General features: G+C 52.5%; 19 protein-coding genes and 1 pseudogene. 11 read left to right on the top strand and 9 right to left on the bottom strand.

Annotated elements, in window-relative coordinates:
* Positions 1-110 precede the first annotated feature (110 nt).
* The 3 genes from prs to lolB form a co-directional block, all read right to left on the bottom strand.
* Positions 111-1058, bottom strand: coding sequence for a ribose-phosphate diphosphokinase (gene prs / locus OGY19_RS01655; RefSeq protein WP_001518537.1), 948 nt, complete (start codon positions 1056-1058; stop codon positions 111-113).
* 264 nt (positions 1059-1322) lie between these two features.
* Positions 1323-2174 (bottom strand): 4-(cytidine 5'-diphospho)-2-C-methyl-D-erythritol kinase, encoded by an 852-nt coding sequence (gene ispE / locus OGY19_RS01650; protein WP_048211458.1) that lies wholly within the window; start codon positions 2172-2174, stop codon positions 1323-1325.
* Positions 2171-2794, bottom strand: a complete 624-nt coding sequence (gene lolB, locus OGY19_RS01645) for a lipoprotein insertase outer membrane protein LolB (protein WP_115601908.1) — start codon at positions 2792-2794, stop codon at positions 2171-2173. Before lolB ends, ispE begins: the two co-directional genes overlap by 4 nt.
* Positions 2795-3098: 304 nt before the next feature.
* Here lolB and hemA point away from each other — a divergent pair, with 304 nt between their 5' ends.
* Genes hemA through kdsA form a run of 6 tightly spaced genes read left to right on the top strand, consistent with a single transcriptional unit; the run spans position 3099 to position 8404 of the window.
* Complete coding sequence (gene hemA, locus OGY19_RS01640; protein ID WP_040233235.1) at positions 3099-4355, top strand: glutamyl-tRNA reductase; 1257 nt, start codon at positions 3099-3101, stop codon at positions 4353-4355.
* A gap of 41 nt (positions 4356-4396) precedes the next feature.
* The gene (gene prfA / locus OGY19_RS01635) at positions 4397-5479 is read left to right on the top strand and encodes a peptide chain release factor 1 (RefSeq protein WP_048211460.1); all 1083 of its coding nucleotides are present in this window, start codon (positions 4397-4399) and stop codon (positions 5477-5479) included.
* Positions 5479-6312 (top strand): peptide chain release factor N(5)-glutamine methyltransferase, encoded by an 834-nt coding sequence (gene prmC / locus OGY19_RS01630; RefSeq protein WP_115601909.1) that lies wholly within the window; start codon positions 5479-5481, stop codon positions 6310-6312. Before prfA ends, prmC begins: the two co-directional genes overlap by 1 nt.
* Positions 6309-6701: an invasion regulator SirB2 gene (sirB2, locus tag OGY19_RS01625; protein ID WP_061068025.1), complete on the top strand. Its 393-nt coding sequence runs from the start codon at positions 6309-6311 to the stop codon at positions 6699-6701. The genes prmC and sirB2 overlap by 4 nt, the downstream gene beginning before the upstream one ends.
* Positions 6702-6704: 3 nt before the next feature.
* Positions 6705-7514, top strand: a complete 810-nt coding sequence (gene sirB1, locus OGY19_RS01620) for an invasion regulator SirB1 (protein ID WP_115601910.1) — start codon at positions 6705-6707, stop codon at positions 7512-7514.
* Positions 7515-7549: 35 nt separating this feature from the next.
* The gene (gene kdsA / locus OGY19_RS01615; protein WP_048211463.1) at positions 7550-8404 is read left to right on the top strand and encodes a 3-deoxy-8-phosphooctulonate synthase; all 855 of its coding nucleotides are present in this window, start codon (positions 7550-7552) and stop codon (positions 8402-8404) included.
* A gap of 46 nt (positions 8405-8450) precedes the next feature.
* Here the strand turns inward: kdsA and bdcA are convergent, their stop codons facing one another.
* Positions 8451-9164: an SDR family oxidoreductase gene (gene bdcA, locus OGY19_RS01610; protein WP_286596190.1), complete on the bottom strand. Its 714-nt coding sequence runs from the start codon at positions 9162-9164 to the stop codon at positions 8451-8453.
* Positions 9165-9236: 72 nt separating this feature from the next.
* Here bdcA and OGY19_RS01605 point away from each other — a divergent pair, with 72 nt between their 5' ends.
* Complete coding sequence (locus OGY19_RS01605; protein WP_061068023.1) at positions 9237-9830, top strand: TetR/AcrR family transcriptional regulator; 594 nt, start codon at positions 9237-9239, stop codon at positions 9828-9830.
* Positions 9831-9900: 70 nt separating this feature from the next.
* A pseudogene (locus OGY19_RS24530) lies at positions 9901-10912 on the top strand (amidohydrolase family protein).
* 55 nt (positions 10913-10967) lie between these two features.
* Here the strand turns inward: OGY19_RS24530 and chaA are convergent.
* Positions 10968-12068 (bottom strand): sodium-potassium/proton antiporter ChaA, encoded by a 1101-nt coding sequence (gene chaA, locus OGY19_RS01590; RefSeq protein WP_061068020.1) that lies wholly within the window; start codon positions 12066-12068, stop codon positions 10968-10970.
* 403 nt (positions 12069-12471) lie between these two features.
* Between chaA and OGY19_RS01585 the strand changes: the two genes are divergently transcribed.
* On the top strand, positions 12472-13167 hold the full coding sequence (locus OGY19_RS01585) for a gamma-glutamylcyclotransferase (RefSeq protein ID WP_101743259.1): 696 nt from the start codon (positions 12472-12474) through the stop codon (positions 13165-13167).
* A 60-nt stretch (positions 13168-13227) separates the two neighbouring features.
* Here the strand turns inward: OGY19_RS01585 and OGY19_RS01580 are convergent, their stop codons facing one another.
* A complete protein-coding gene (locus OGY19_RS01580; protein ID WP_042318612.1) occupies positions 13228-13473 on the bottom strand; it encodes a DUF1883 domain-containing protein in 246 nt (81 codons plus the stop codon).
* A gap of 263 nt (positions 13474-13736) precedes the next feature.
* On the bottom strand, positions 13737-14090 hold the full coding sequence (locus OGY19_RS01575) for a DsrE/DsrF/TusD sulfur relay family protein (RefSeq protein ID WP_005126372.1): 354 nt from the start codon (positions 14088-14090) through the stop codon (positions 13737-13739).
* A gap of 175 nt (positions 14091-14265) precedes the next feature.
* Here OGY19_RS01575 and OGY19_RS01570 point away from each other — a divergent pair, with 175 nt between their 5' ends.
* Complete coding sequence (locus OGY19_RS01570) at positions 14266-15651, top strand: YchO/YchP family invasin (protein WP_115601911.1); 1386 nt, start codon at positions 14266-14268, stop codon at positions 15649-15651.
* A gap of 11 nt (positions 15652-15662) precedes the next feature.
* Here the strand turns inward: OGY19_RS01570 and narL are convergent, their stop codons facing one another.
* Entirely contained in the window at positions 15663-16313 is a 651-nt protein-coding gene (gene narL / locus OGY19_RS01565) for a two-component system response regulator NarL (protein ID WP_061068018.1), read from the bottom strand.
* The gene (gene narX / locus OGY19_RS01560; protein ID WP_115601912.1) at positions 16306-18102 is read right to left on the bottom strand and encodes a nitrate/nitrite two-component system sensor histidine kinase NarX; all 1797 of its coding nucleotides are present in this window, start codon (positions 18100-18102) and stop codon (positions 16306-16308) included. The genes narL and narX overlap by 8 nt, the downstream gene beginning before the upstream one ends.
* 339 nt (positions 18103-18441) lie before the next feature.
* Here narX and OGY19_RS01555 point away from each other — a divergent pair, with 339 nt between their 5' ends.
* Positions 18442-19833 (top strand): NarK family nitrate/nitrite MFS transporter, encoded by a 1392-nt coding sequence (locus OGY19_RS01555; protein WP_061068016.1) that lies wholly within the window; start codon positions 18442-18444, stop codon positions 19831-19833.
* The last annotated feature ends 329 nt before the right edge of the window (positions 19834-20162 follow it).

Raw genomic sequence — 20162 nt, 5'->3', positions numbered from 1 at the left:
CATGGGCGCATCATCTGTCAATTGAATGGCAGGTGAAGGAGGCAAAAGTCATACAAATAAATATTACAGATAAAAAAACCCGCCGCAGCGGGTTTTTGAGCCGGGTTCGATTAATGCTCGAACATAGCAGAGATGGATTCTTCGTTGCTGATACGACGAATCGCTTCGGCCAGCATACCCGACAGAGTCAACGTACGCACGTTTGGCAGTGCTTTGATTTCGTCGGTCAGTGGAATGGTGTCACAGACAACGACTTCATCAATTACTGAGTTGCGCAGGTTGTTTGCCGCATTACCTGAGAAGATCGGGTGAGTTGCATAAGCAAATACGCGTTTAGCACCACGCTCTTTCAGCGCTTCAGCTGCTTTACACAGCGTACCGCCGGTATCGATCATGTCATCAACCAGCACGCAGTCACGGCCCGCAACGTCACCAATGATGTGCATCACCTGAGAAACGTTCGCGCGCGGGCGACGTTTATCGATGATAGCCATATCGGTATCGTTCAGCAGTTTAGCGATAGCGCGGGCACGCACGACGCCACCGATGTCTGGAGAAACCACAATCGGGTTGTCCAGATTCAACTGCAGCATGTCTTCTAACAGAATCGGGCTACCGAATACGTTATCAACCGGCACATCAAAGAAGCCCTGGATCTGTTCAGCATGCAGGTCAACGGTGAGGACGCGGTCAACGCCAACGCTGGACAGGAAGTCCGCGACGACTTTAGCGGTAATCGGAACACGAGCAGAACGTACGCGACGATCCTGACGTGCATAGCCGAAGTAAGGGATAACGGCGGTGATACGGCCTGCGGAAGCACGGCGCAGCGCATCAACCATAACGACCAATTCCATCAGGTTGTCGTTAGTAGGGGCACAAGTGGACTGGATGATGAAAATATCACCACCGCGTACATTTTCATTAATTTGTACGCTGACTTCGCCGTCGCTAAAGCGACCTACAGCGGCGTCGCCGAGTGAAGTGTACAGGCGGTTGGCAATACGTTGTGCTAGTTCCGGGGTGGCGTTACCAGCAAAAAGCTTCATATCAGGCACGAGAAGAACCTCAGGCATGCGTCCATTGGTGGAAAGAATCTGCCGAAAACTGTGCGGGCCAGGCAGTATCCTCTCCAGGCGGTGTATTAAAGAGCGCGATGCAACGTCTGGAACAGGGTGACGTTGTCACCGCAACTCAGCTTGCCCGGCTTACTCGTCATCAGACACGTTTCATGTGCTGGCATCAATTTCTCACACCAGTCACATACTTTTGTATGTGTCTGGCGATTCGTCATCTCGCCATCTTCCTGAAACCCAAATGATTTAGAGTAGCGCTCTGTGCAATGGGGAGAGGTTGACACCTTTCGCCACAAAGCCTTTGAGCCAATCCGGGGCTTGCTCAAGCACCTGGCGAGCACGAGACTCAGTGTCAAATTCAGCAAAGACACAAGCCCCTGTACCAGTCAGGCGCGACGGCGCGTATTCTAACAGCCAGGAAAGCGCCGCATCAACCTCGCGAAAACGTTTTCTTGCGATAACCTCGCAATCATTGCCGAATTCACATTTTAGTAACGTTTCTATTGACCTTTTTGGCGTGTTACGGGGGAGGTCAGGATCGTTAAAAATCACCGGCGTTGGAATACTGACTCCCGGATGGGCGACCAGGTACCATTTTTCTGCTGGATTGACCGGCGTCAGAATTTCTCCTACGCCTTCAGCAAAGGCTGCGTGACCGCGTACGAATACCGGTACGTCGGCGCCCAGCGTTAAGCCCAGTATTGCCAGTTCATCTACAGACAACCCACACTGCCACAGATGATTCAGCGCCACTAAAACGGTGGCGGCATTCGATGAGCCACCACCGAGGCCGCCGCCCATCGGCAGGCGTTTGTCGATACTGATGTCCGCGCCGCTCCCTTTGGGAAGACGATTGCTTTCAGACGCCGTTGTCATTAGCAAACGCGCTGCGCGAACGATCAGGTTGTCTTCATGCTCAACCCCATCAACGGGCGTTAACAGGTGAATTTCACCGTCGCTGCGCAGCGCAATATCTATCGTATCGCCGTAATCCAGAAACTGGAACAACGTCTGCAGCGTGTGATAACCGTCCGCACGCTGCCCGGTGATGTATAGAAATAAATTCAATTTTGCCGGAGAGGGCCAACGGGTCATCATTTCACAATCCAGTTATCCATTTTCAGCTTAATGCGCTGGGAGCTGTCGGACAGCTCCATATTTGCAGGCATCGCCGGCTGCGTTTTGCTGTCGTAGGCGCTGTAGACGACTTTCCAGCTTTTGCCATCTTTACTGTAATTCACTTCGCTCAGACGATATTGGTCGTCAAGTTTATAATCGGTGGCGTCTCCCGGCAGACCCAGGATCCACTGGCGCAAGCTGTTCAATGGAATAGGCATGCCGGTCAGTTTACCAATCATCTCTTCGGCGTCGTCAGCGGTGTAGTGCTTCCCTTTGTTGTCGACGAGTTCCACGTTGCCCGGTTGCGCGTTCAGTTCCAGTTCGGTACTGCCCAACGGATTGGTTAGCAGAAGGCGATAGCGATCCTGGCCAGTTTGCTGCCAGAAAAAGCGGGCATACACTTTCTGCTGGTCGGAAATATAGGCAAACGCACCGCGTGTCTGATATTGGTTCAGGGCGCGCACTTCCTGCTGGTGCTGGCGCCACTGCGGAGAGTCGGGGCTTTTGCCGGGACCTTTCGGCGCGTTGAGCGTACAGGCAGTAAGAACCAGGGCCGCCAGCGGCAGCAGGCGAATCAGGCGAAAATCAGGCAGGGTCATAATGATGACAAATCCTTGTAATACGGTGCATTAATTGCCTGATGGCGCGGCGCTTATCAGGCCTACAAACTGAATCCGCAGGTCGGAAAAGACGCGTTTTTCGCCATCCGGCAAAATCATGCCAGCGGTTGCAGTTATAACCCTTAATGCTAGCGCCGACCGTGAATATCGTCTACGGTCACGTTATCTTAATTTAAACCGTAAGCTATTACTCCAAAAGGGGGCAGTCTCTTTTATTGGCTGCACGCATCCTGTATGATGCACCCAGTCTAACCTTATCAACGCTGGTACTATTCCCGCACACATGACCCTTTTAGCGCTTGGTATTAACCATAAAACGGCACCTGTATCGCTGCGAGAACGCGTAACGTTTTCGCCGGATACGCTCGATCAGGCGCTGGACAGCCTGCTTGCGCAGCCAATGGTGCAGGGCGGGGTAGTGCTGTCGACGTGTAACCGCACAGAGCTGTATCTCAGCGTAGAAGAGCAGGATAACCTGCAGGAAGCGCTGATTCGCTGGCTGTGTGAGTACCACAATCTGAACGAAGAAGACCTGCGCAGTAGCCTGTACTGGCACCAGGACAACGACGCCGTCAGCCATCTGATGCGTGTCGCCAGCGGTCTGGATTCGCTGGTGCTTGGCGAGCCACAAATTCTGGGGCAGGTGAAAAAAGCGTTTGCGGACTCGCAAAAAGGCCATCTGAACGCCAGTGCGCTGGAACGTATGTTCCAGAAATCATTCTCTGTCGCGAAGCGTGTACGCACAGAAACGGATATCGGTGCCAGCGCGGTGTCCGTCGCGTTTGCTGCCTGTACCCTGGCGCGGCAGATCTTTGAATCCCTTTCTACGGTAACCGTGTTGTTAGTGGGTGCCGGCGAGACCATCGAGCTGGTGGCGCGACATCTGCGTGAGCATAAAGTGAAGAAGATGATCATCGCTAACCGCACACGTGAGCGTGCGCAGGTGCTGGCCGATGAAGTCGGCGCCGAGGTGATTTCTCTGAGCGATATTGATGCCCGCTTACAGGATGCCGATATTATTATCAGCTCTACCGCCAGCCCACTGCCTATTATTGGCAAGGGGATGGTCGAACGTGCGCTAAAAAATCGCCGTAATCAGCCTATGCTGCTGGTCGATATTGCGGTACCACGCGATGTTGAACCGGAAGTGGGCAAACTGTCCAACGCCTATTTGTACAGTGTTGACGACCTGCAAAGCATCATTTCGCATAACCTGGCGCAGCGCAAAGCGGCCGCCGTGGAAGCGGAAACCATCGTTGCGCAGGAAACCAGCGAGTTTATGGCCTGGCTGCGAGCACAAAGCGCAAGCGAGACCATCCGCGATTATCGCAGTCAGTCTGAACAAATCCGTGATGAACTGACCGCTAAAGCGTTGGCTGCTCTGGAACAGGGCGGTGATGCGCAAGCCATTATGCAGGACCTGGCGTGGAAGCTGACTAACCGCCTGATCCACGCACCAACCAAATCACTTCAACAGGCCGCCCGTGACGGGGACAGTGAACGCCTGAATATTCTGCGCGACAGCCTCGGGCTGGAGTAGCAATACACCAATCTCATTTTTTACAGGGTGCATTTACGCCTATGAAGCCTTCTATCGTTGCCAAACTGGAAGCCCTGCATGAACGCCATGAAGAAGTTCAGGCGCTGCTCGGTGATGCGGGAACTATCGCAGACCAGGAACGCTTTCGTGCATTGTCGCGCGAATATGCGCAATTAAGTGATGTTTCCCGTTGTTTTACGGACTGGCAACAGGTTCAGGAAGATATCGAAACGGCACAGATGATGCTCGACGATCCTGAAATGCGTGAAATGGCGCAGGATGAACTGCGCGAAGCAAAAGAAAAATGTGAACAACTGGAACAGCATCTGCAGGTTCTGCTGCTGCCAACCGATCCTGATGATGAACGTAACGCCTTCCTCGAAGTGCGTGCGGGAACCGGTGGTGATGAAGCGGCGCTGTTTGCCGGCGATCTGTTCCGCATGTACAGCCGTTACGCTGAATCGCGTCGCTGGCGGGTAGAGATCATGAGCGCCAGTGAAGGCGAACATGGCGGGTTTAAAGAAGTCATTGCCAAGATTAGCGGCGAAGGCGTTTACGGGCGACTGAAATTTGAGTCCGGCGGTCATCGCGTACAGCGCGTACCGGCGACCGAATCTCAAGGGCGTATCCATACTTCCGCTTGTACGGTCGCGGTGATGCCGGAACTGCCGGAAGCAGAACTGCCGGATATCAACCCAGCCGATCTGCGTATTGATACCTTCCGCTCATCCGGCGCTGGGGGTCAGCACGTTAACACCACCGACTCCGCTATCCGTATTACCCACTTGCCGACCGGCATTGTGGTGGAGTGTCAGGACGAACGTTCACAGCATAAAAACAAAGCGAAAGCGATGTCAGTGCTGGGCGCGCGTATTCGTGCCGCCGAAGTGGCCAGGCGTCAGCAGGCGGAAGCCTCTGAACGTCGCAACCTGTTGGGCAGTGGCGATCGCAGCGATCGCAACCGTACCTATAACTTCCCGCAGGGGCGTGTGACCGATCACCGCATCAACCTGACACTTTACCGTCTGGATGAAGCGATGGAAGGTAAACTGGATATGCTCATTGAGCCAATCGTCCAGGAATACCAGGCCGACCAGTTGGCGGCGTTGTCCGAGCAAGATTAATGGACTATCAGCAATGGCTGCGTGAAGCAATAAGCCAGTTACAGACCAGTGAAAGCCCGCGCCGTGACGCCGAGATTTTACTCGAGTTTGTCACCGGTAAAGGGCGTACCTTTATTCTGGCGTTCGGCGAAACGGTGTTAACCGAGGCGCAGCATCAACGGCTCGGTACATTACTGGAACGCCGTCAGCGGGGTGAGCCGGTGGCACATCTGACCGGTGTGCGCGAGTTCTGGTCGCTGCCGCTGTTTGTGTCTCCGGCTACGCTTATTCCACGCCCGGATACCGAGTGCCTGGTTGAACAGGCACTGGCGCGTTTGCCTGCCTCGCCGTGCCGTATTCTCGACTTGGGAACCGGTACGGGCGCCATCGCGCTGGCGCTGGCGTCCGAGCGTCCGGATTGCACGGTGACAGCAGTTGACCGCATGCCGGATGCCGTAAACCTGGCAAACCGCAATCGACAAAATCTGGCTATCGACAATGTGCATGTGTTGCAAAGTGACTGGTTCAGTGCTTTGCAGGGGCAGCAGTTTGAGATGATCGTCAGTAACCCGCCGTACATCGACGAGCAGGATCCTCACCTGGCGCAGGGCGATATACGTTTTGAGCCGCTATCGGCACTGGTAGCGGGCGAGCAGGGTATGGCGGATATCGTGCATATCATTGATCAGTCTCGACACATGCTAACGCCCGGCGGTTATCTGTTGCTGGAACATGGCTGGCAACAGGGTGAGGCGGTACGCGACGCGTTTACCCGCGCAGGTTACCAGGCGGTTGAAACCTGTCGTGACTATGGCGGCAACGAGCGGATTACGCTCGGGCGCATCCCATCATGAATTCGTTCAGCACACTACTTACTATTCATCTCGTTAGCATCGTGCTTTCTGTCGGGCTACTCACGTTGCGTTTTTGGTGGCGTTCTACCAATACACGTCTTGCATCATCGCGCTGGACGCGTATTCTGCCACCGATCATTGATACCGTTTTACTCCTCAGCGGCGTGGCGTTGATCGCTAAAACGCACATCCTGCCATTCACCGAGCAGGGGACATGGCTGACTGAAAAGCTGTTTGGGGTTATCATTTACATCGTTTTGGGTTTTATTGCGCTCGATTACCGTCGGGCGCGCAGTCAGCAGGCGCGATTAATCGCATTTCCGCTGGCGCTGGTGGTGCTGTACATCATCATTAAACTCGCCACCACAAAAATACCGTTACTGGGGTAAGTCATGATGTCGTTAGCTGATTTCGAATTTAATAAAGCGCCGTTGTGTGATGGGATGATCCTGGCGTCGGAGTCTATCCGTCTGGATTTTCCAACACAAACTGTCTATGACGAACTGGAACGTCTGGTTGGTCTGGCGCAAGAAGAAATTAGCCAGCTCCTGTCTCAGGATGAGCAACTGGATAAACTGCTGGCACTTTTTTACGGCGAATGGGGTTTTACGGACACCCACGGCGTCTATCGTCTTTCTGATGCACTATGGCTCGACCAGGTTCTGAAAAATCGTCAGGGCAGTGCGGTTTCACTCGGTGCCATCTTATTGTGGATTGCTAACCGACTGGATCTGCCGTTGGTACCGGTGATTTTCCCGACACAACTCATCCTGCGTATTGAATCGCTCGATGGTGAAATGTGGCTAATCAATCCGTTCAATGGCGAAACGTTAAATGAACACACGTTGGAAGTGTGGCTGAAGGGTAACATTAGCCCGGTTGCTGAACTGTTCAACGAGGATCTTGACGAAGCGGATAACGCGGAAGTGATCCGCAAACTGCTCGACACGCTGAAATCATCGCTAATGGAAGAGCGACAAATGGAACTGGCGCTGCGAGCCAGCGAAGCATTACTGCAGTTTAATCCTGAGGATCCGTATGAAATACGCGATCGCGGATTAATCTACGCGCAGCTGGAATGTGAACATGTTGCGCTGACTGATTTAAGTTATTTCGTTGAGCAGTGTCCGGAAGACCCGATCAGCGAAATGATCCGTGCGCAGATTAATACTATTTCGCACAAGCAAATTGTATTGCATTGATTAATAACACTTTACCTACCGTTTAAGGCGATCCTATGAAACAAAAAGTGGTTAGCATTGGCGACATCAACGTGGCAAATGACCTGCCGTTCGTGCTGTTTGGCGGAATGAACGTGCTGGAATCCCGCGATCTGGCGATGCGCATTTGTGAGCACTACGTAACCGTTACTCAAAAGCTGGGTATCCCTTACGTGTTCAAAGCCTCCTTTGATAAAGCCAACCGTTCTTCCATCCACTCTTACCGTGGGCCAGGTCTTGAAGAAGGGATGAAAATCTTCCAGGAACTGAAGCAGACGTTTGGCGTAAAAGTGATCACCGACGTTCATGAAGCCAGCCAGGCACAGCCTGTTGCCGATGTGGTGGATGTGATTCAGCTGCCGGCATTCCTTGCTCGTCAGACCGACCTGGTAGAAGCGATGGCGAAAACGGGCGCTGTTATTAACGTGAAAAAACCGCAATTCGTAAGCCCGGGTCAGATGGGCAACATCGTGGATAAATTCCATGAAGGCGGTAACGACAAGGTTATCCTGTGCGACCGTGGTGCGAACTTTGGTTATGACAACCTGGTTGTCGATATGCTGGGCTTTAGCGTGATGAAGAAAGTTTCCGGTAACTCTCCGGTGATTTTTGACGTCACCCACGCGCTGCAGTGCCGCGACCCGTTTGGCGCAGCAAGCGGCGGTCGCCGTGCACAGGTCACCGAACTGGCTCGCGCCGGTATGGCGGTAGGCCTGGCGGGTCTGTTCATTGAAGCGCACCCGGATCCAGCCCATGCTAAATGCGACGGTCCATCCGCGCTGCCGCTGGCGAAACTGGAACAGTTCCTGACGCAGATTAAAGCCATTGATGACCTGGTGAAAAGCTTCGACGAGCTGGATACTGAAAACTAAGAGCGTTGAACAGGCCGGGGGATATTCCTCCGGCCTGTTATTTCCGTCAGGCGCCAAACGCGCCGTCAATAGTATGCATTGCGCCTGTCACAAACCCTGCTTCAGGTCCAGCAAGCCAGGCAACCATTCCGGCAACTTCTTCCGGTCGCCCATGTCGTTTTAGTGCCATAAAGCTGTGCATCAGCTCTTTCAACGGGCCTTCTGCCGGATTGGCATCGGTATCAATCGGGCCAGGTTGCACAACGTTCACCGTAATACCACGCGGACCAAAATCACGAGCCAACCCTCTCGCCATCCCTTGTAGTGCCGACTTGCTCAACGCATAAGAGGCCATACCGGCGATGGGCATACGGTCACCATTTACTGAACCGATAATAATGATTCGTCCTCCATCAGGCATCTGGCGTGCAGCCTCCACCGCGGCGTAGTAGGGGGCGTGAATATTAATGCGGAAAAGGCGTTTAACTTCATCAGGATCCTGCTCCAACGCGTCGCCGAACAGGATAATCCCAGCGTTAACGACCAGCACATCTAACGGGCCACTTTCCCGCACCCGTGCGATAACGTCCTCGCGTCTGGCGCTGTCGGTTTGCGCCGTATGGGTGCCAGTCTCATCGGCCAGCGCTTTGGCGGCGTCAGGAGAGCCGGAATACGTGAAGGTGACGGATGCGCCCTCCGCGGCAAAGCGGCGTACAATTGCCGCACCGATCCCACGACTACCACCAAGAACCAGCACCGATTTACCCTTGAATGAAGACATCAGATACTCCTTGAACAATTATGTAGTGATCGATATATAATTGGCGCATGGTTTTCTGTCAATGGATTTATAATGGTCACTACAAAATACTCACGCGCGCCGGGTCGACCACGTAATTTTGACCCAGAGCAGGCGGTTGCGACGGTACAACGCTTATTTCACGCTCACGGCTACGATACCGTTAGCGTGGCGGATGTCACTCAGGTACTGGGTATCAAACCCCCCAGTTTCTACGCTGCTTTTGGGAATAAGCTCGGCCTTTATCAACGAGTATTGAGCCGTTACGTACAAACCGATGCGATCCCTTTTGACGATATTTTATGTGCCGACAGACCCGTTGCTGACTGTCTGGCAACGCTGCTTGAGGAGGCGGCACGTCATTACGCAGCCGATCCCGATGCGGCAGGATGTTTAGTGCTGGAAGGAACACATTGCAATGACCCTGAGGCACGCAATGCCGCCCGTGCGTTCTACTCGGTAGCTGAAAATAAGATCCATAACTTTATTGCCCAGCGTTACCCCGAAGAGGCGAAAAGTATGACCGATTACGTCTGTACCACGATGTTGGGTTTGTCGGGAAAAGCGCGTTGCGGACACTCGCTTGAACAACTGGTATCCAGCGCGCAACTTGCCAGCCTTGCGTTTCGGCACAGGTTTCCTGATTAGCTTTGCACAAGAAAGGAAGATAAACATGATGAGTAAAATGGGCCTTTGCTTCAAAACACCTCCTCCTGCGATGCGTAATATGGCGTTGGCTGTAATGCTGATGGGGACATCCTCTTTGGCTTCTGCACAGGATAAAGCTGATGTTGTTTTGTATAACGACCAGCTTATTACCATGGACGAACAACAGCCAAACGCGCAGGCTCTGGCGGTAAAAGGGCAACACATTATTGCTGTCGGAAATAATGAAGAGATTAAAAAATGGTCAGGGCAGAATACGCGAGAAATTAATCTTGCGGGTAAAACGGTGATCCCCGGATTAATTGATACGCATCTGCATGGTATTCGCGGAGGAAGGACGTTCTTATTCGAAACCTACTGGTTTGATGCCAAAACTATACCTGATGCTCTGCACAAACTGTCGCAATCGGCAGAATAGAAAAACGCAGCGCAGTGGGTGGCCGTGGTGGGATCATGGATACCTGAACAATTTGCTGAAAAGCGAGATCCCACCCTACAGGAACTGAATCAGGCGCTGCCTGAAAACCCTGCAAACGCATGATATTACCCAGCTTCGCTGGTCAATAGCCCATTTAAATACCGGTACGGCAGAGACGATAGCCCGGATGAAGCAATTAGGTTTAGCCTATTCCGTGCAGATGGGGCCGTATTTTGAATCTCCCGCCATTGAACGCGCTAATGGTAAAATCGTTGCAGCACAGTCATCCCCCATTCAACCCGCACTAGAGCAAGGCGTGATCGTTGCAGGGGGAACGGATGCGACAAGAATTGGCGTTGCGGGTGTGTGGCATGCCATTGAATACCATGTGACGGGGAAAGCGCTCGACGGCTCTGTACGTGATGAGGAACGTCGGATCAGCCGGGAAGATGCGTTAAAAATGTATACGCTAAATGCCGCCTGGCTGGCATTTGCCGAACAGCAGAGAGGGAGTTTGCGCGCTGGCAAGCTCGCTGATTTTGCCGTTCTGGATCAGGATGTTCTGGCAGTTACTGCAGATAAACTGCACCAGACACAAGCGCTATTAACGTTTGTGGATGGCCAACAGGTCTACCCGGAGCAATAAACCAGGATAAAAAAACGGCCCTGCAAAGGGCCGTGGGTTGCACCTGAGTTGATTATCAGGCGAATATCGTCATCAGGTAGGCGATAAACAGTGCCAGATGCGCTGCACCGTTGAGCACATTGGTGCGTCCGGTGGAGAAGGAGATATGGCACAGCACCAGCGAAGAAACCATGACAATCATCTCTGGTGCGCCCAGCGCGAACACCAGGTCATTCCCTGTTGCCCAGGCAATCAGTGTGACGACGGGTACGGTCAGTGAGATGGTGGCAAGTACTGAGCCGAAGAATAAATTCATCGCTCGCTGCACCTGATTGTTCAGTACTGCTTTCAACGCACCTAAACCCTCAGGGGAGAGAATAAGCAACGCCACCAGGAAACCGGTAAATGCCACTGGTGCATTCAGCTCAGTGAGTAATGTTTCCAGCGGATTGGCATTCATTTTGGTAACGGCAATAACGGCAATCAAATGGATGACAAGCCAGGCTGCGTGCCACAGATTGCTGTGCGCTGAAGGTTTACCGTGATGTGGGTCATCGCCGTCCCCCTCATCTTCATGTTCGTAAATGAACAGGCTCTGGTGTGTTTTAGTCTGGATCAGCAAAAATACGCCGTACATTGCTGCTGAAATTAAGGCTACCAGCAGTGCCTGTGCGGTGGTGAAATTCGCTCCCGGTAATGCCATCGGGAATACCAGCACGATAATGGCCAGCGGGAATAGAGCAATTAAATACTGCTTAATACCGAACAGGTTCATATACTGGGTGGCAAATTTGCGGCCACCCAACAGTAATGAAAACCCGACCAGCCCACCGGTTACGATCATAATGATTGAATAGAGCGTATCGCGCATTAGCGTGGGTGCGGCGTCACCAGTTGCCATTAATGCGGAAATTAAACTGACTTCGAGAATAACCACCGAAAGGCTGAGAATCAGCGAGCCATAGGGTTCACCAAGTCGGTGAGCTAATACGTCTGCATGACGGACAACGCTGAATGCGCTACTTAATATACCAATAAGGGCTAGTGCGTTAATGCCGATGACCACTGGTAGTGACTGACTGCTCCCCCAAAAGAACAGTACTACCAGCGCCAAAATCGGAAAGGCGAGTGAGGTCTCCTTGTGGCGGGTTTTTACCGCCTCATGTGCATGTGTCATGTAATTAATTCTCCATCTCTGCAGGTGCTTATAATTATAAATGTATTAAAGAATGTAAAAAATAACAGATCTTTCGGTATTTCCGATCTGATTTTACGTAATTTTACGGCATGGACCATTTTTTGCATCAAAGTGAGCAAAATGGTGTGTCTTGTTTAGAGAGCATTTAAATAACAAGATGTTAGATTTCTAAATCAATCAAAATATCACACGATGAGATGCTGACGGTCGCGCCAGACCGGGACATAAAAAGAGGATATAAAGTGCCGTTGAGCCTTTGTTGCCTTGCATGCAGTCGATGAATTGCCTATTGTCCTGGTATTGGTTTCAAAATGAGCAGTAAAAAAGCCTGGAAGGCGTCAAAAAAGTTGTCGCAGGGAAGTCGCAGTGGCGGAGGTGTAAGGTGTTAACGCGTGATTTTTTATTGAATGCTGACTGTAAGACGGCATTTGGTGATATTGAAGAATCACTACTCTGGTCGGCGGAACAACGTGCAGCCTCACTGGCCGCCACGCTTGCCTGCCGTCCAGATGATGGACCGGTGTGGATCTTTGGTTATGGATCGTTGATGTGGAATCCGGCGTTAGAGTTTGAAGAGTCCTGTACCGGGACGTTAGTCGGCTGGCATCGCGCATTTTGTTTGCGCCTGACGGCAGGGCGAGGAACGGCGTGTCAGCCGGGACGGATGTTGGCCCTGAAAGAGGGGGGGCGCACTACGGGTGTGGCATACCGTTTACCGGATGCATCGCTGGAGCAAGAGCTGTCCCTGCTGTGGAAGCGTGAAATGATCACGGGTTGCTACCTGCCAACGTGGTGTCAGCTCACGCTGGATGATGGCCGAACGGTGAGTGCGCTGGTCTTTATTATGGATCCGCGACATCCATTGTTTGAGTCCGATACCCGTGCTCAGGTTATCGCGCCGCTTATTGCTTCTGCCAGTGGGCCATTGGGAACTAACGCGCAATATCTGTTCTCGCTGGAACAGGAATTGGTGAAGTTGGGGATGCAGGATGACTGTCTTAACGATCTGGTGATTACGGTCAAAAGATTGTTGGGAGAGAACCTGCCGGAAGGCGTCATGCGACCGGGATTTGCCTAGGCGTTGCCAGGTTATCTGTTGTGTGCCCGATAAGCGTAGATGCTTTCGGGCAGTACATCATCAGGCTGCAATATAACTGATTGAATGCTCCAGAGACTGGCTGTGGCTGTCGATCAGCACGTTCCAGACGCCGGTATACGGTACAGTCAGCCATGCGTTATCACGATTCTGCACGCTTAAAATGTCGGTCTGCGTGTCTTTGACGTGATTTTTCTCGCTCATCAGATGGATGTGACAACGCTCCGAACAGCGTACCACCACCGTATCTCCACCAAATAATTTCAAACTTGCCTTCACTAATGCCATTTTTCACCCCGTTCTTGAAAACAACGTACTTTCTGTCGAAAGTGCTGCGTGATGTTGTTCACATTTCACTCATTGCATAACACCAAAGGGGAGGGGGCAGGATGCTGATTTTGATCAAAAAATGGCATAACGATTAAACAAAAATGACAAAATCCCTTAAAAGGGTTGAAAGGGCGAGCTTACGTTTAACGAAACCGCGCCCATCTGAGATTAAATCGGGAAATTACCGGCACTTTCAGTACGCTTGCCTGAAAGTGCCGGCATCAGAAGGTCAAAACCTTATCTGCTGCCAGCGTCCACTGAGCCAGTTCCACCAGCGTACCGACTTCAACGCCATCAATTAACGGCAGAGCGGTGATCCCGCGGCCATCGGTACAGGTTTTGCAGAGTTTTACCGGAACGTTTTGTGCTGTCAGGATTTCCAGCATTTGCTGAATATTATAACCTTCCCCCGGTTTCTGCCCGCGCAGCCCTGCAGTGACGGCATCCGACATTAAAAACAGACGCAGGTCGAGGCTGCCCTCCTGCTCGCGCAGAGCGATGGCCAGACGCAGACTGTTGAATAACGACTCGCTTCCATAGGCTGCACCGTTCGCGATGATCACTATCTTTTGCATTTTTACTCCTGTTGCTGCATGTGAACGTTAATAACTGACACGTATGTTACACCTATTTCCCGATGCCAGGATAATGCCGAAAAAGGAAGGAAGGGCTGAAAATCAATGCTGAAGACGTTATGGTTTAAGATAAGTATGCCGCTGTGGCTAATTGATGTAAGAAACCGCTAACGATTTGAGCCGTAATATTTATTTATCTCTCGCAGTATTCTCACTCTTGCCGTTTGCAGGCGGTACTGCCAGCGCGCAATCGTCTTTTATTCACCAGGCGGAGAACCCTTTCGATAACAATAGTGATGGCTTGCCCGATCTCGGTATGGCGCCGGAGTCGCGGGCAGGCGAAAAGCACTTTGCCGAAATGGTTAAAGCGTTTGGGGAAGCCAGCATGACCGATAACGGCCTTGATACTGGCGAGCAAGCGAAGCAGTTCGCGTTTGGCCAGGTGCGTGACACAGTCAGTGAGCAGGTGAATCAGCAACTGGAATCCTGGCTTTCTCCGTGGGGGAATGCCAGCGTTGGGTTGCAGGTGGATAATGAAGGTAGCTTTGCCGGCAGTCGAGGAAGCTGGTTTATCCCGTGGCAGGACAATCAACGCTATCTCACCTGGAGCCAGCTGGGACTGACGCAGCAGGACGAAGGCCTGGTCTGTAATGCGGGGATTGGGCAGCGCTGGGTACGTGACGGTTGGTTAGTGGGTTACAACACCTTTTATGACAACCTGCTGGATGAGAATCTGCCACGTGGCGGGTTCGGCGCCGAGGCGTGGGGAGAGTATCTGCGGCTATCCGCCAACTACTACCAGCCGTTTTCCTCGTGGCAGAATCGTTCTTCGACACAGGAGCAAAGGATGGCGCGGGGCTACGACCTTACTGCGTTGATGCGGTTACCCTTTTATGAGCATCTCAATACCAGCGTCAGCGTCGAGCAATATTTTGGCGATCGGGTAGACCTTTTCCATTCGGGAACGGGCTACCGCAATCCGGTGGCGGTAAACCTGGGACTGAGCTATACGCCAGTGCCGCTGATTACGGTGACCGCGCAGCATAAACAGGGCGAAAGCGGGGTAAGCCAAAATAATCTGGGATTGACCCTCAATTATCGTTTTGGCGTTCCGTTAAATAAACAGTTAATGGTGAGTGAAGTCGCAAACAGCCGATCGCTGCGCGGGAATCGTTATGACGATCCTCAGCGTAACAGCGTGCCAACGCTGGAGTATCGCCAGCGTAAAACCTTATCTGTATTTCTGACAACACCGCCGTGGGATCTGAAACCCGGCGAGACGGTAGCGTTGAAATTACAGGTGCGTAGTCAGTATGGCATCCGTCATTTGACATGGCAGGGAGACACGAAAGCATTGAGTTTAACGGCAGGAAGCCATCCTCGTAGTGCGCAAGGCTGGACGGTTATTATGCCGAAGTGGGATAGCAGTGAAGGAGCAACCAACCGTTGGCGGCTGTCCGTCGTCGTGGAAGACGAGCAGGGCCAGCGTGTCTCTTCCAATGAGATCACGCTATCACTGCCCGAACCGTTTAATGCCGTTTCGGGAAATGATCCTCGTTAATACTCGCGTTATCAGAAGATGCGTTCCTGGTGCACCCATACCGCGGCTTCAACGCGTGATTTAAGCTTCATTTTCTTCAGCATATGCTTTACATGCACTTTTACCGTGCTTTCGGTGATATCGAGGCGGCGAGCAATCATCTTGTTAGGCAGACCCTGGGCGATGAGCTTAAGAATATCGCGTTCACGTGGCGTCAACTGAGTTACATCACGATCGGAGGTCGCACGGTTAGCGCGCAGGCTGGCGGCCAGAACCGGGGTTAAGGCTTCGCTCAGTACCATTTCGCCGGCGGCAGCCTGTTGCAACGCCTTCAGTAGATCTTCTGGCTCCATGTCTTTCAACAGATAGCCGTCAGCACCGCGTTTCAGGGCAGTCACGACGTCTTCTTCATGGTTGGAAACACTGAAAACGACGATGCGTCCGGACAGAGATTTCTCTCGTAGCTTATCAAGCGTTTCCAGACCGTTCATTCCCGGCATGTTGAGATCAAGAAGGATCAGATCGGGATCAAGTGATTCAGCCAGCTCGATACCCTGCTCGCCATTACTGGCTTCGCCGACCACGGTGATATCGGACGCCATGCTGACAAGCTGTTTTACACCGGTGCGCAGCATCGGATGATCGTCGATCAACAGGATGGTTGCCGGTTCCAGATTACTCATGGGTATCTCCTTGGACTTCTGTGAAGTTTGTTTCGGGAATAAAAGTGACAGCAACTTCAGTACCGCCCGTCTCGCGACGGCGTACACGGCAATCGCCGCGCAAGCTCTGCGCACGGTCACGCATTATAATCATGCCGTAGTGGTTACTGCGTTCGGCGTTTTCTGGTACGCCGCAGCCGTTATCTTGAACTGTCAGTTTGACCTGTTTGCCATTTTGCACCACCGTCACGATGACTTCATTGGCCTGAGAGTGTTTAAGCGCATTACTCAGGGCCTCACGGGCAATCTGCAGCAGGTGGATTGCCTGATGTGAAGGGACCAGGCGCGGCGGCAACTGATAATCCAGCTTCACCGTAAAACCAAAGCGAGCGCTGTATTCCTGGCAGCTGGCTTCCAGCGCGGGCCGCAACCCAGGCTCAGTCAACTGCAAACGGAAGGTCGTCAACAATTCACGTAGCTGTGCCCAGGAGGCGTTCAGCTCGTTACGAATCTGACTTAGCAACTCACGACTGTTTTCCGGGAGCGCGTCGCCCTGCATCTGCAAACAACTGACCTGCATCTTCATACAGGAGAGCGATTGTGCAATAGAATCATGGAGTTCGCGAGCAATGGTGGCACGCTCTTCCATCACGATCAACTGCTGCTGACGTTCCTGGTGTCTGTCCAGCGCCAGTGTTGCGGTGAGTTGTTCAACCAGAGTATCGACCAGTTGCTGCTGATCGTGACTGAGATGACGCCCGTACGGCAAGGTGGCGAGCAGAATACCGTACTGGGTATGCGCATCGGTCAGCCGCCATTTCAGCGTAGTGCCACCATCAATGGTGGGCAGCGTGCCTCGTGGACACAGATGACAACCTTTTTCATCGCAACTGGCACTCGACTGGCAGGTAAATTCCTGATGATTATCTTCATCTTCCAGGTCATAAACCCGCAACTCAATATCGTGCAGCAGCGTTAAATTTTGCAACCCGTTGAGTACCGGTGAAAGCCGCTCACACAACGGTATCTGTGAGTGCAGACGGCGGTTGGCTTGCCACAGGAAAGAGAGGATCTGGTTTTTATGTTCCAGACCCGCGGTTTTTTCCTGCACCCGCTGTTCCAGTACGGCATAACTTTCGGCCAGTTCTTCGGACATATTGTTCAGCGCCGAACCCAGTGCCGCCATCTCATTACGTCCGCTGATATGCGCACGTTGCGTAAAATCACGCTGGCTGACGGCGCGGGCCATCGCCAGCAGTTGTTTCCACGGCTGCAGCAGACGTACGCGCAGCCAGATAATCGTAAAGACCAGCAGCAGAGCCATAAATACTGCCATCAGGCGATGCAGCATAACAACGCGTTCAATACGCAACTCCGTGGTATGGTCAAAGGCGGTAACCAACTTATCCAGTCCGGTCACAAAGCGTGAAACGTCGTCGGCGACCGCATCCCCCGTTTGTGCATGTTTAAGCCCAGGTGCCAGTTCGGTGTGCCAGTAATCCTGCAATGCCTTTAACTGGGTCTGCTGGCCGTCGCGCTGCGCGGCACGAGTCAGTTCAGGGCTAAACGCCGTTTGTTCCATTTCATCCAGCAGCGGTTGATCGCTGGCGTCCAGCGGTACGGCAGCCAGCAAACGGTAGCTCTGCATGCGTAGCGAGCCGGCTTTATTGATCGCGTGAGCGCTACCCTGAATGCCTTGAACCAGCCAGCCGGAGACAGCCATACCCGCCACGCCAAGCGCGGTAGACAGCAAAACAATCAGCGCCACCTGGTTAACCAGCGTAAGCGGGGAAAGACAACGTTTAAACATGTGACTTCTTCCTTCGGGTTCTCAGTGAGCAGAAAACCTTATTGAATGACGATTCTGCTGCAGGCAGTGCCGCTATTCTCAGCGATACACTGGAGTATACCCATACCTCAAACGGGCTACCCCTTAATTGCCGACAGGGGGAGAGATCCTGGACGTCGGGGAGTAGGGTGCGACAGAAGCGTGAAAAACCACATCTTTTTTACCGAAGTTATGTACTCATTTAGGGTAATGATAAATTTTAGGCGTTAATAATGACACCTTTTCCTTTGATTTATATCAACTTACCCCCGGCTGTAAACCCTAATGTTGCAGGCATCGAAACAAGTATCAGAGGTGTCTATGAGTCACTCATCTGCCCCGGAAAGGGCATCTGGAGCTGTAATCACGGAATGGCGGCCGGAAGATCCCGCCTTCTGGGAACAGCGTGGTCAACGAGTTGCCAGCCGTAACCTGTGGATTTCAGTCCCTTGTCTGCTGCTGGCGTTTTGCGTATGGATGTTATTTAGCGCAGTGGCGGTGAACTTACCGAAAGTGGGATTCAATTTCACCACTGAGCAGCTGTTTATGCTGACGGCATTGCCTTCAGTTTCCGGCGCGCTGCTGCGCGTACCGTACTCCTTTATGGTTCCCCTGTTTGGTGGACGACGCTGGACAGCGTTCAGCACAGGTATCCTGATAATCCCCTGCGTGTGGTTAGGCTTTGCTGTGCAGGATACCACCACGCCGTTCAGTACCTTTATTATTATCTCCCTGCTGTGCGGTTTTGCCGGTGCGAACTTTGCTTCCAGCATGGCAAATATCAGCTTCTTCTTTCCAAAACAGAAACAGGGCGGCGCGCTGGGGTTGAACGGCGGCCTGGGCAACATGGGCGTCAGCGTGATGCAGTTGGTTGCGCCGCTGGTGGTCTCACTGTCCATCTTCGCCGCTTTTGGCAGCCACGGCGTTGAACAACCGGATGGCACGCAGTTGTATCTGGCAAACGCCGCATGGATTTGGGTGCCGTTCCTCGCTATTTTCACGCTGGCCGCATGGTTCGGTATGAACGAACTGGCAACCTCAAAAGCCTCGCTGAAAGAGCAATTGCCGGTGCTGAAACGCGGGCATTTGTGGATTATGAGCCTGCTGTATCTGGCAACCTTCGGCTCTTTCATCGGCTTCTCCGCAGGTTTCGCGATGCTGTCAAAAACGCAGTTCCCGGAAGTGCAGATCCTGCATTATGCCTTCTTTGGGCCGTTCATTGGCGCTTTGGCGCGTTCTGCGGGCGGCGCAATCTCTGATCGTCTGGGCGGGACCCGCGTCACGCTGGTGAACTTCGTGCTGATGGCTATTTTCAGTGCCTTATTGTTCCTGACGCTGCCATCAAACGGTGTCGGCGGCAACTTCATTGCCTTCTTCGCCGTGTTCCTGGCGCTGTTCCTGACGGCCGGGCTGGGGAGTGGTTCAACCTTCCAGATGATCTCTGTCATCTTCCGTAAGCTGACGATGGACAGAGTGAAAGCTGAAGGCGGTTCAGAAGAGAAAGCGATGCGCGAGGCGGCAACCGACACTGCGGCAGCGTTGGGCTTTATCTCTGCTATTGGTGCGATCGGCGGCTTCTTTATCCCGAAAGCATTTGGTACGTCCCTGGCATTAACCGGTTCTCCGGTCGGTGCGATGAAAGTATTTCTGATCTTCTATGTCGCCTGCGTGGTCATCACCTGGGTGGTATACGGACGTCATTCTAAAAAGTAAAAAAGAGGTATACACAAAATCATTCTAACTGCATCAAGGCGGCAAGTGAGAAATCCCCAGGAGCTTACTGAAGTAAGTGACTGGGGAGAACGAGCGCAGCCAACGCAGAAGCAGTTTGAAGGATGAAGTGTAGGTTGATTATCCATTGCGCGGTGTTAGACCGCGCTTTTTTTTGCCTGTAATTAGTTACAACATACTTTTGTATTGTGGCATGACAACAGCCTGTGAGAACGGCGTACGCAATATGCTAAGCAGGGGGGATACCCCTTAATACCCACTTATAAAGAATTTAACATTTGCATGATAAGTGAATTATTTAAAATCCTTTA

The sequence above is a fragment of the Citrobacter sp. Cy070 genome, assembly GCF_030332245.1.
Classification (GTDB): domain Bacteria; phylum Pseudomonadota; class Gammaproteobacteria; order Enterobacterales; family Enterobacteriaceae; genus Citrobacter; species Citrobacter youngae.
Note: the sequence above shows the minus strand (reverse complement) of the source record. Positions and strands in the feature narration are given on the sequence as shown.

What these genes read in the sequence shown, in the direction of transcription:
- kdsA (WP_048211463.1), top strand. Translation starts at nt 7,550, where the DNA reads ATGAAACAAAAAGTGGTTAGCATTGGCGACATCAACGTGGCAAATGAC.
- prmC (WP_115601909.1), top strand. Translation starts at nt 5,479, where the DNA reads ATGGACTATCAGCAATGGCTGCGTGAAGCAATAAGCCAGTTACAGACC.
- ispE (WP_048211458.1), bottom strand. Translation starts at nt 2,174, where the DNA reads ATGATGACCCGTTGGCCCTCTCCGGCAAAATTGAATTTATTTCTATAC.
- OGY19_RS01555 (WP_061068016.1), top strand. Translation starts at nt 18,442, where the DNA reads ATGAGTCACTCATCTGCCCCGGAAAGGGCATCTGGAGCTGTAATCACG.
- narX (WP_115601912.1), bottom strand. Translation starts at nt 18,102, where the DNA reads ATGTTTAAACGTTGTCTTTCCCCGCTTACGCTGGTTAACCAGGTGGCG.
- prfA (WP_048211460.1), top strand. Translation starts at nt 4,397, where the DNA reads ATGAAGCCTTCTATCGTTGCCAAACTGGAAGCCCTGCATGAACGCCAT.
- OGY19_RS01580 (WP_042318612.1), bottom strand. Translation starts at nt 13,473, where the DNA reads ATGGCATTAGTGAAGGCAAGTTTGAAATTATTTGGTGGAGATACGGTG.
- OGY19_RS01575 (WP_005126372.1), bottom strand. Translation starts at nt 14,090, where the DNA reads ATGCAAAAGATAGTGATCATCGCGAACGGTGCAGCCTATGGAAGCGAG.
- sirB2 (WP_061068025.1), top strand. Translation starts at nt 6,309, where the DNA reads ATGAATTCGTTCAGCACACTACTTACTATTCATCTCGTTAGCATCGTG.
- lolB (WP_115601908.1), bottom strand. Translation starts at nt 2,794, where the DNA reads ATGACCCTGCCTGATTTTCGCCTGATTCGCCTGCTGCCGCTGGCGGCC.
- chaA (WP_061068020.1), bottom strand. Translation starts at nt 12,068, where the DNA reads ATGACACATGCACATGAGGCGGTAAAAACCCGCCACAAGGAGACCTCA.
- narL (WP_061068018.1), bottom strand. Translation starts at nt 16,313, where the DNA reads ATGAGTAATCTGGAACCGGCAACCATCCTGTTGATCGACGATCATCCG.
- hemA (WP_040233235.1), top strand. Translation starts at nt 3,099, where the DNA reads ATGACCCTTTTAGCGCTTGGTATTAACCATAAAACGGCACCTGTATCG.
- bdcA (WP_286596190.1), bottom strand. Translation starts at nt 9,164, where the DNA reads ATGTCTTCATTCAAGGGTAAATCGGTGCTGGTTCTTGGTGGTAGTCGT.
- OGY19_RS01605 (WP_061068023.1), top strand. Translation starts at nt 9,237, where the DNA reads ATGGTCACTACAAAATACTCACGCGCGCCGGGTCGACCACGTAATTTT.
- sirB1 (WP_115601910.1), top strand. Translation starts at nt 6,705, where the DNA reads ATGATGTCGTTAGCTGATTTCGAATTTAATAAAGCGCCGTTGTGTGAT.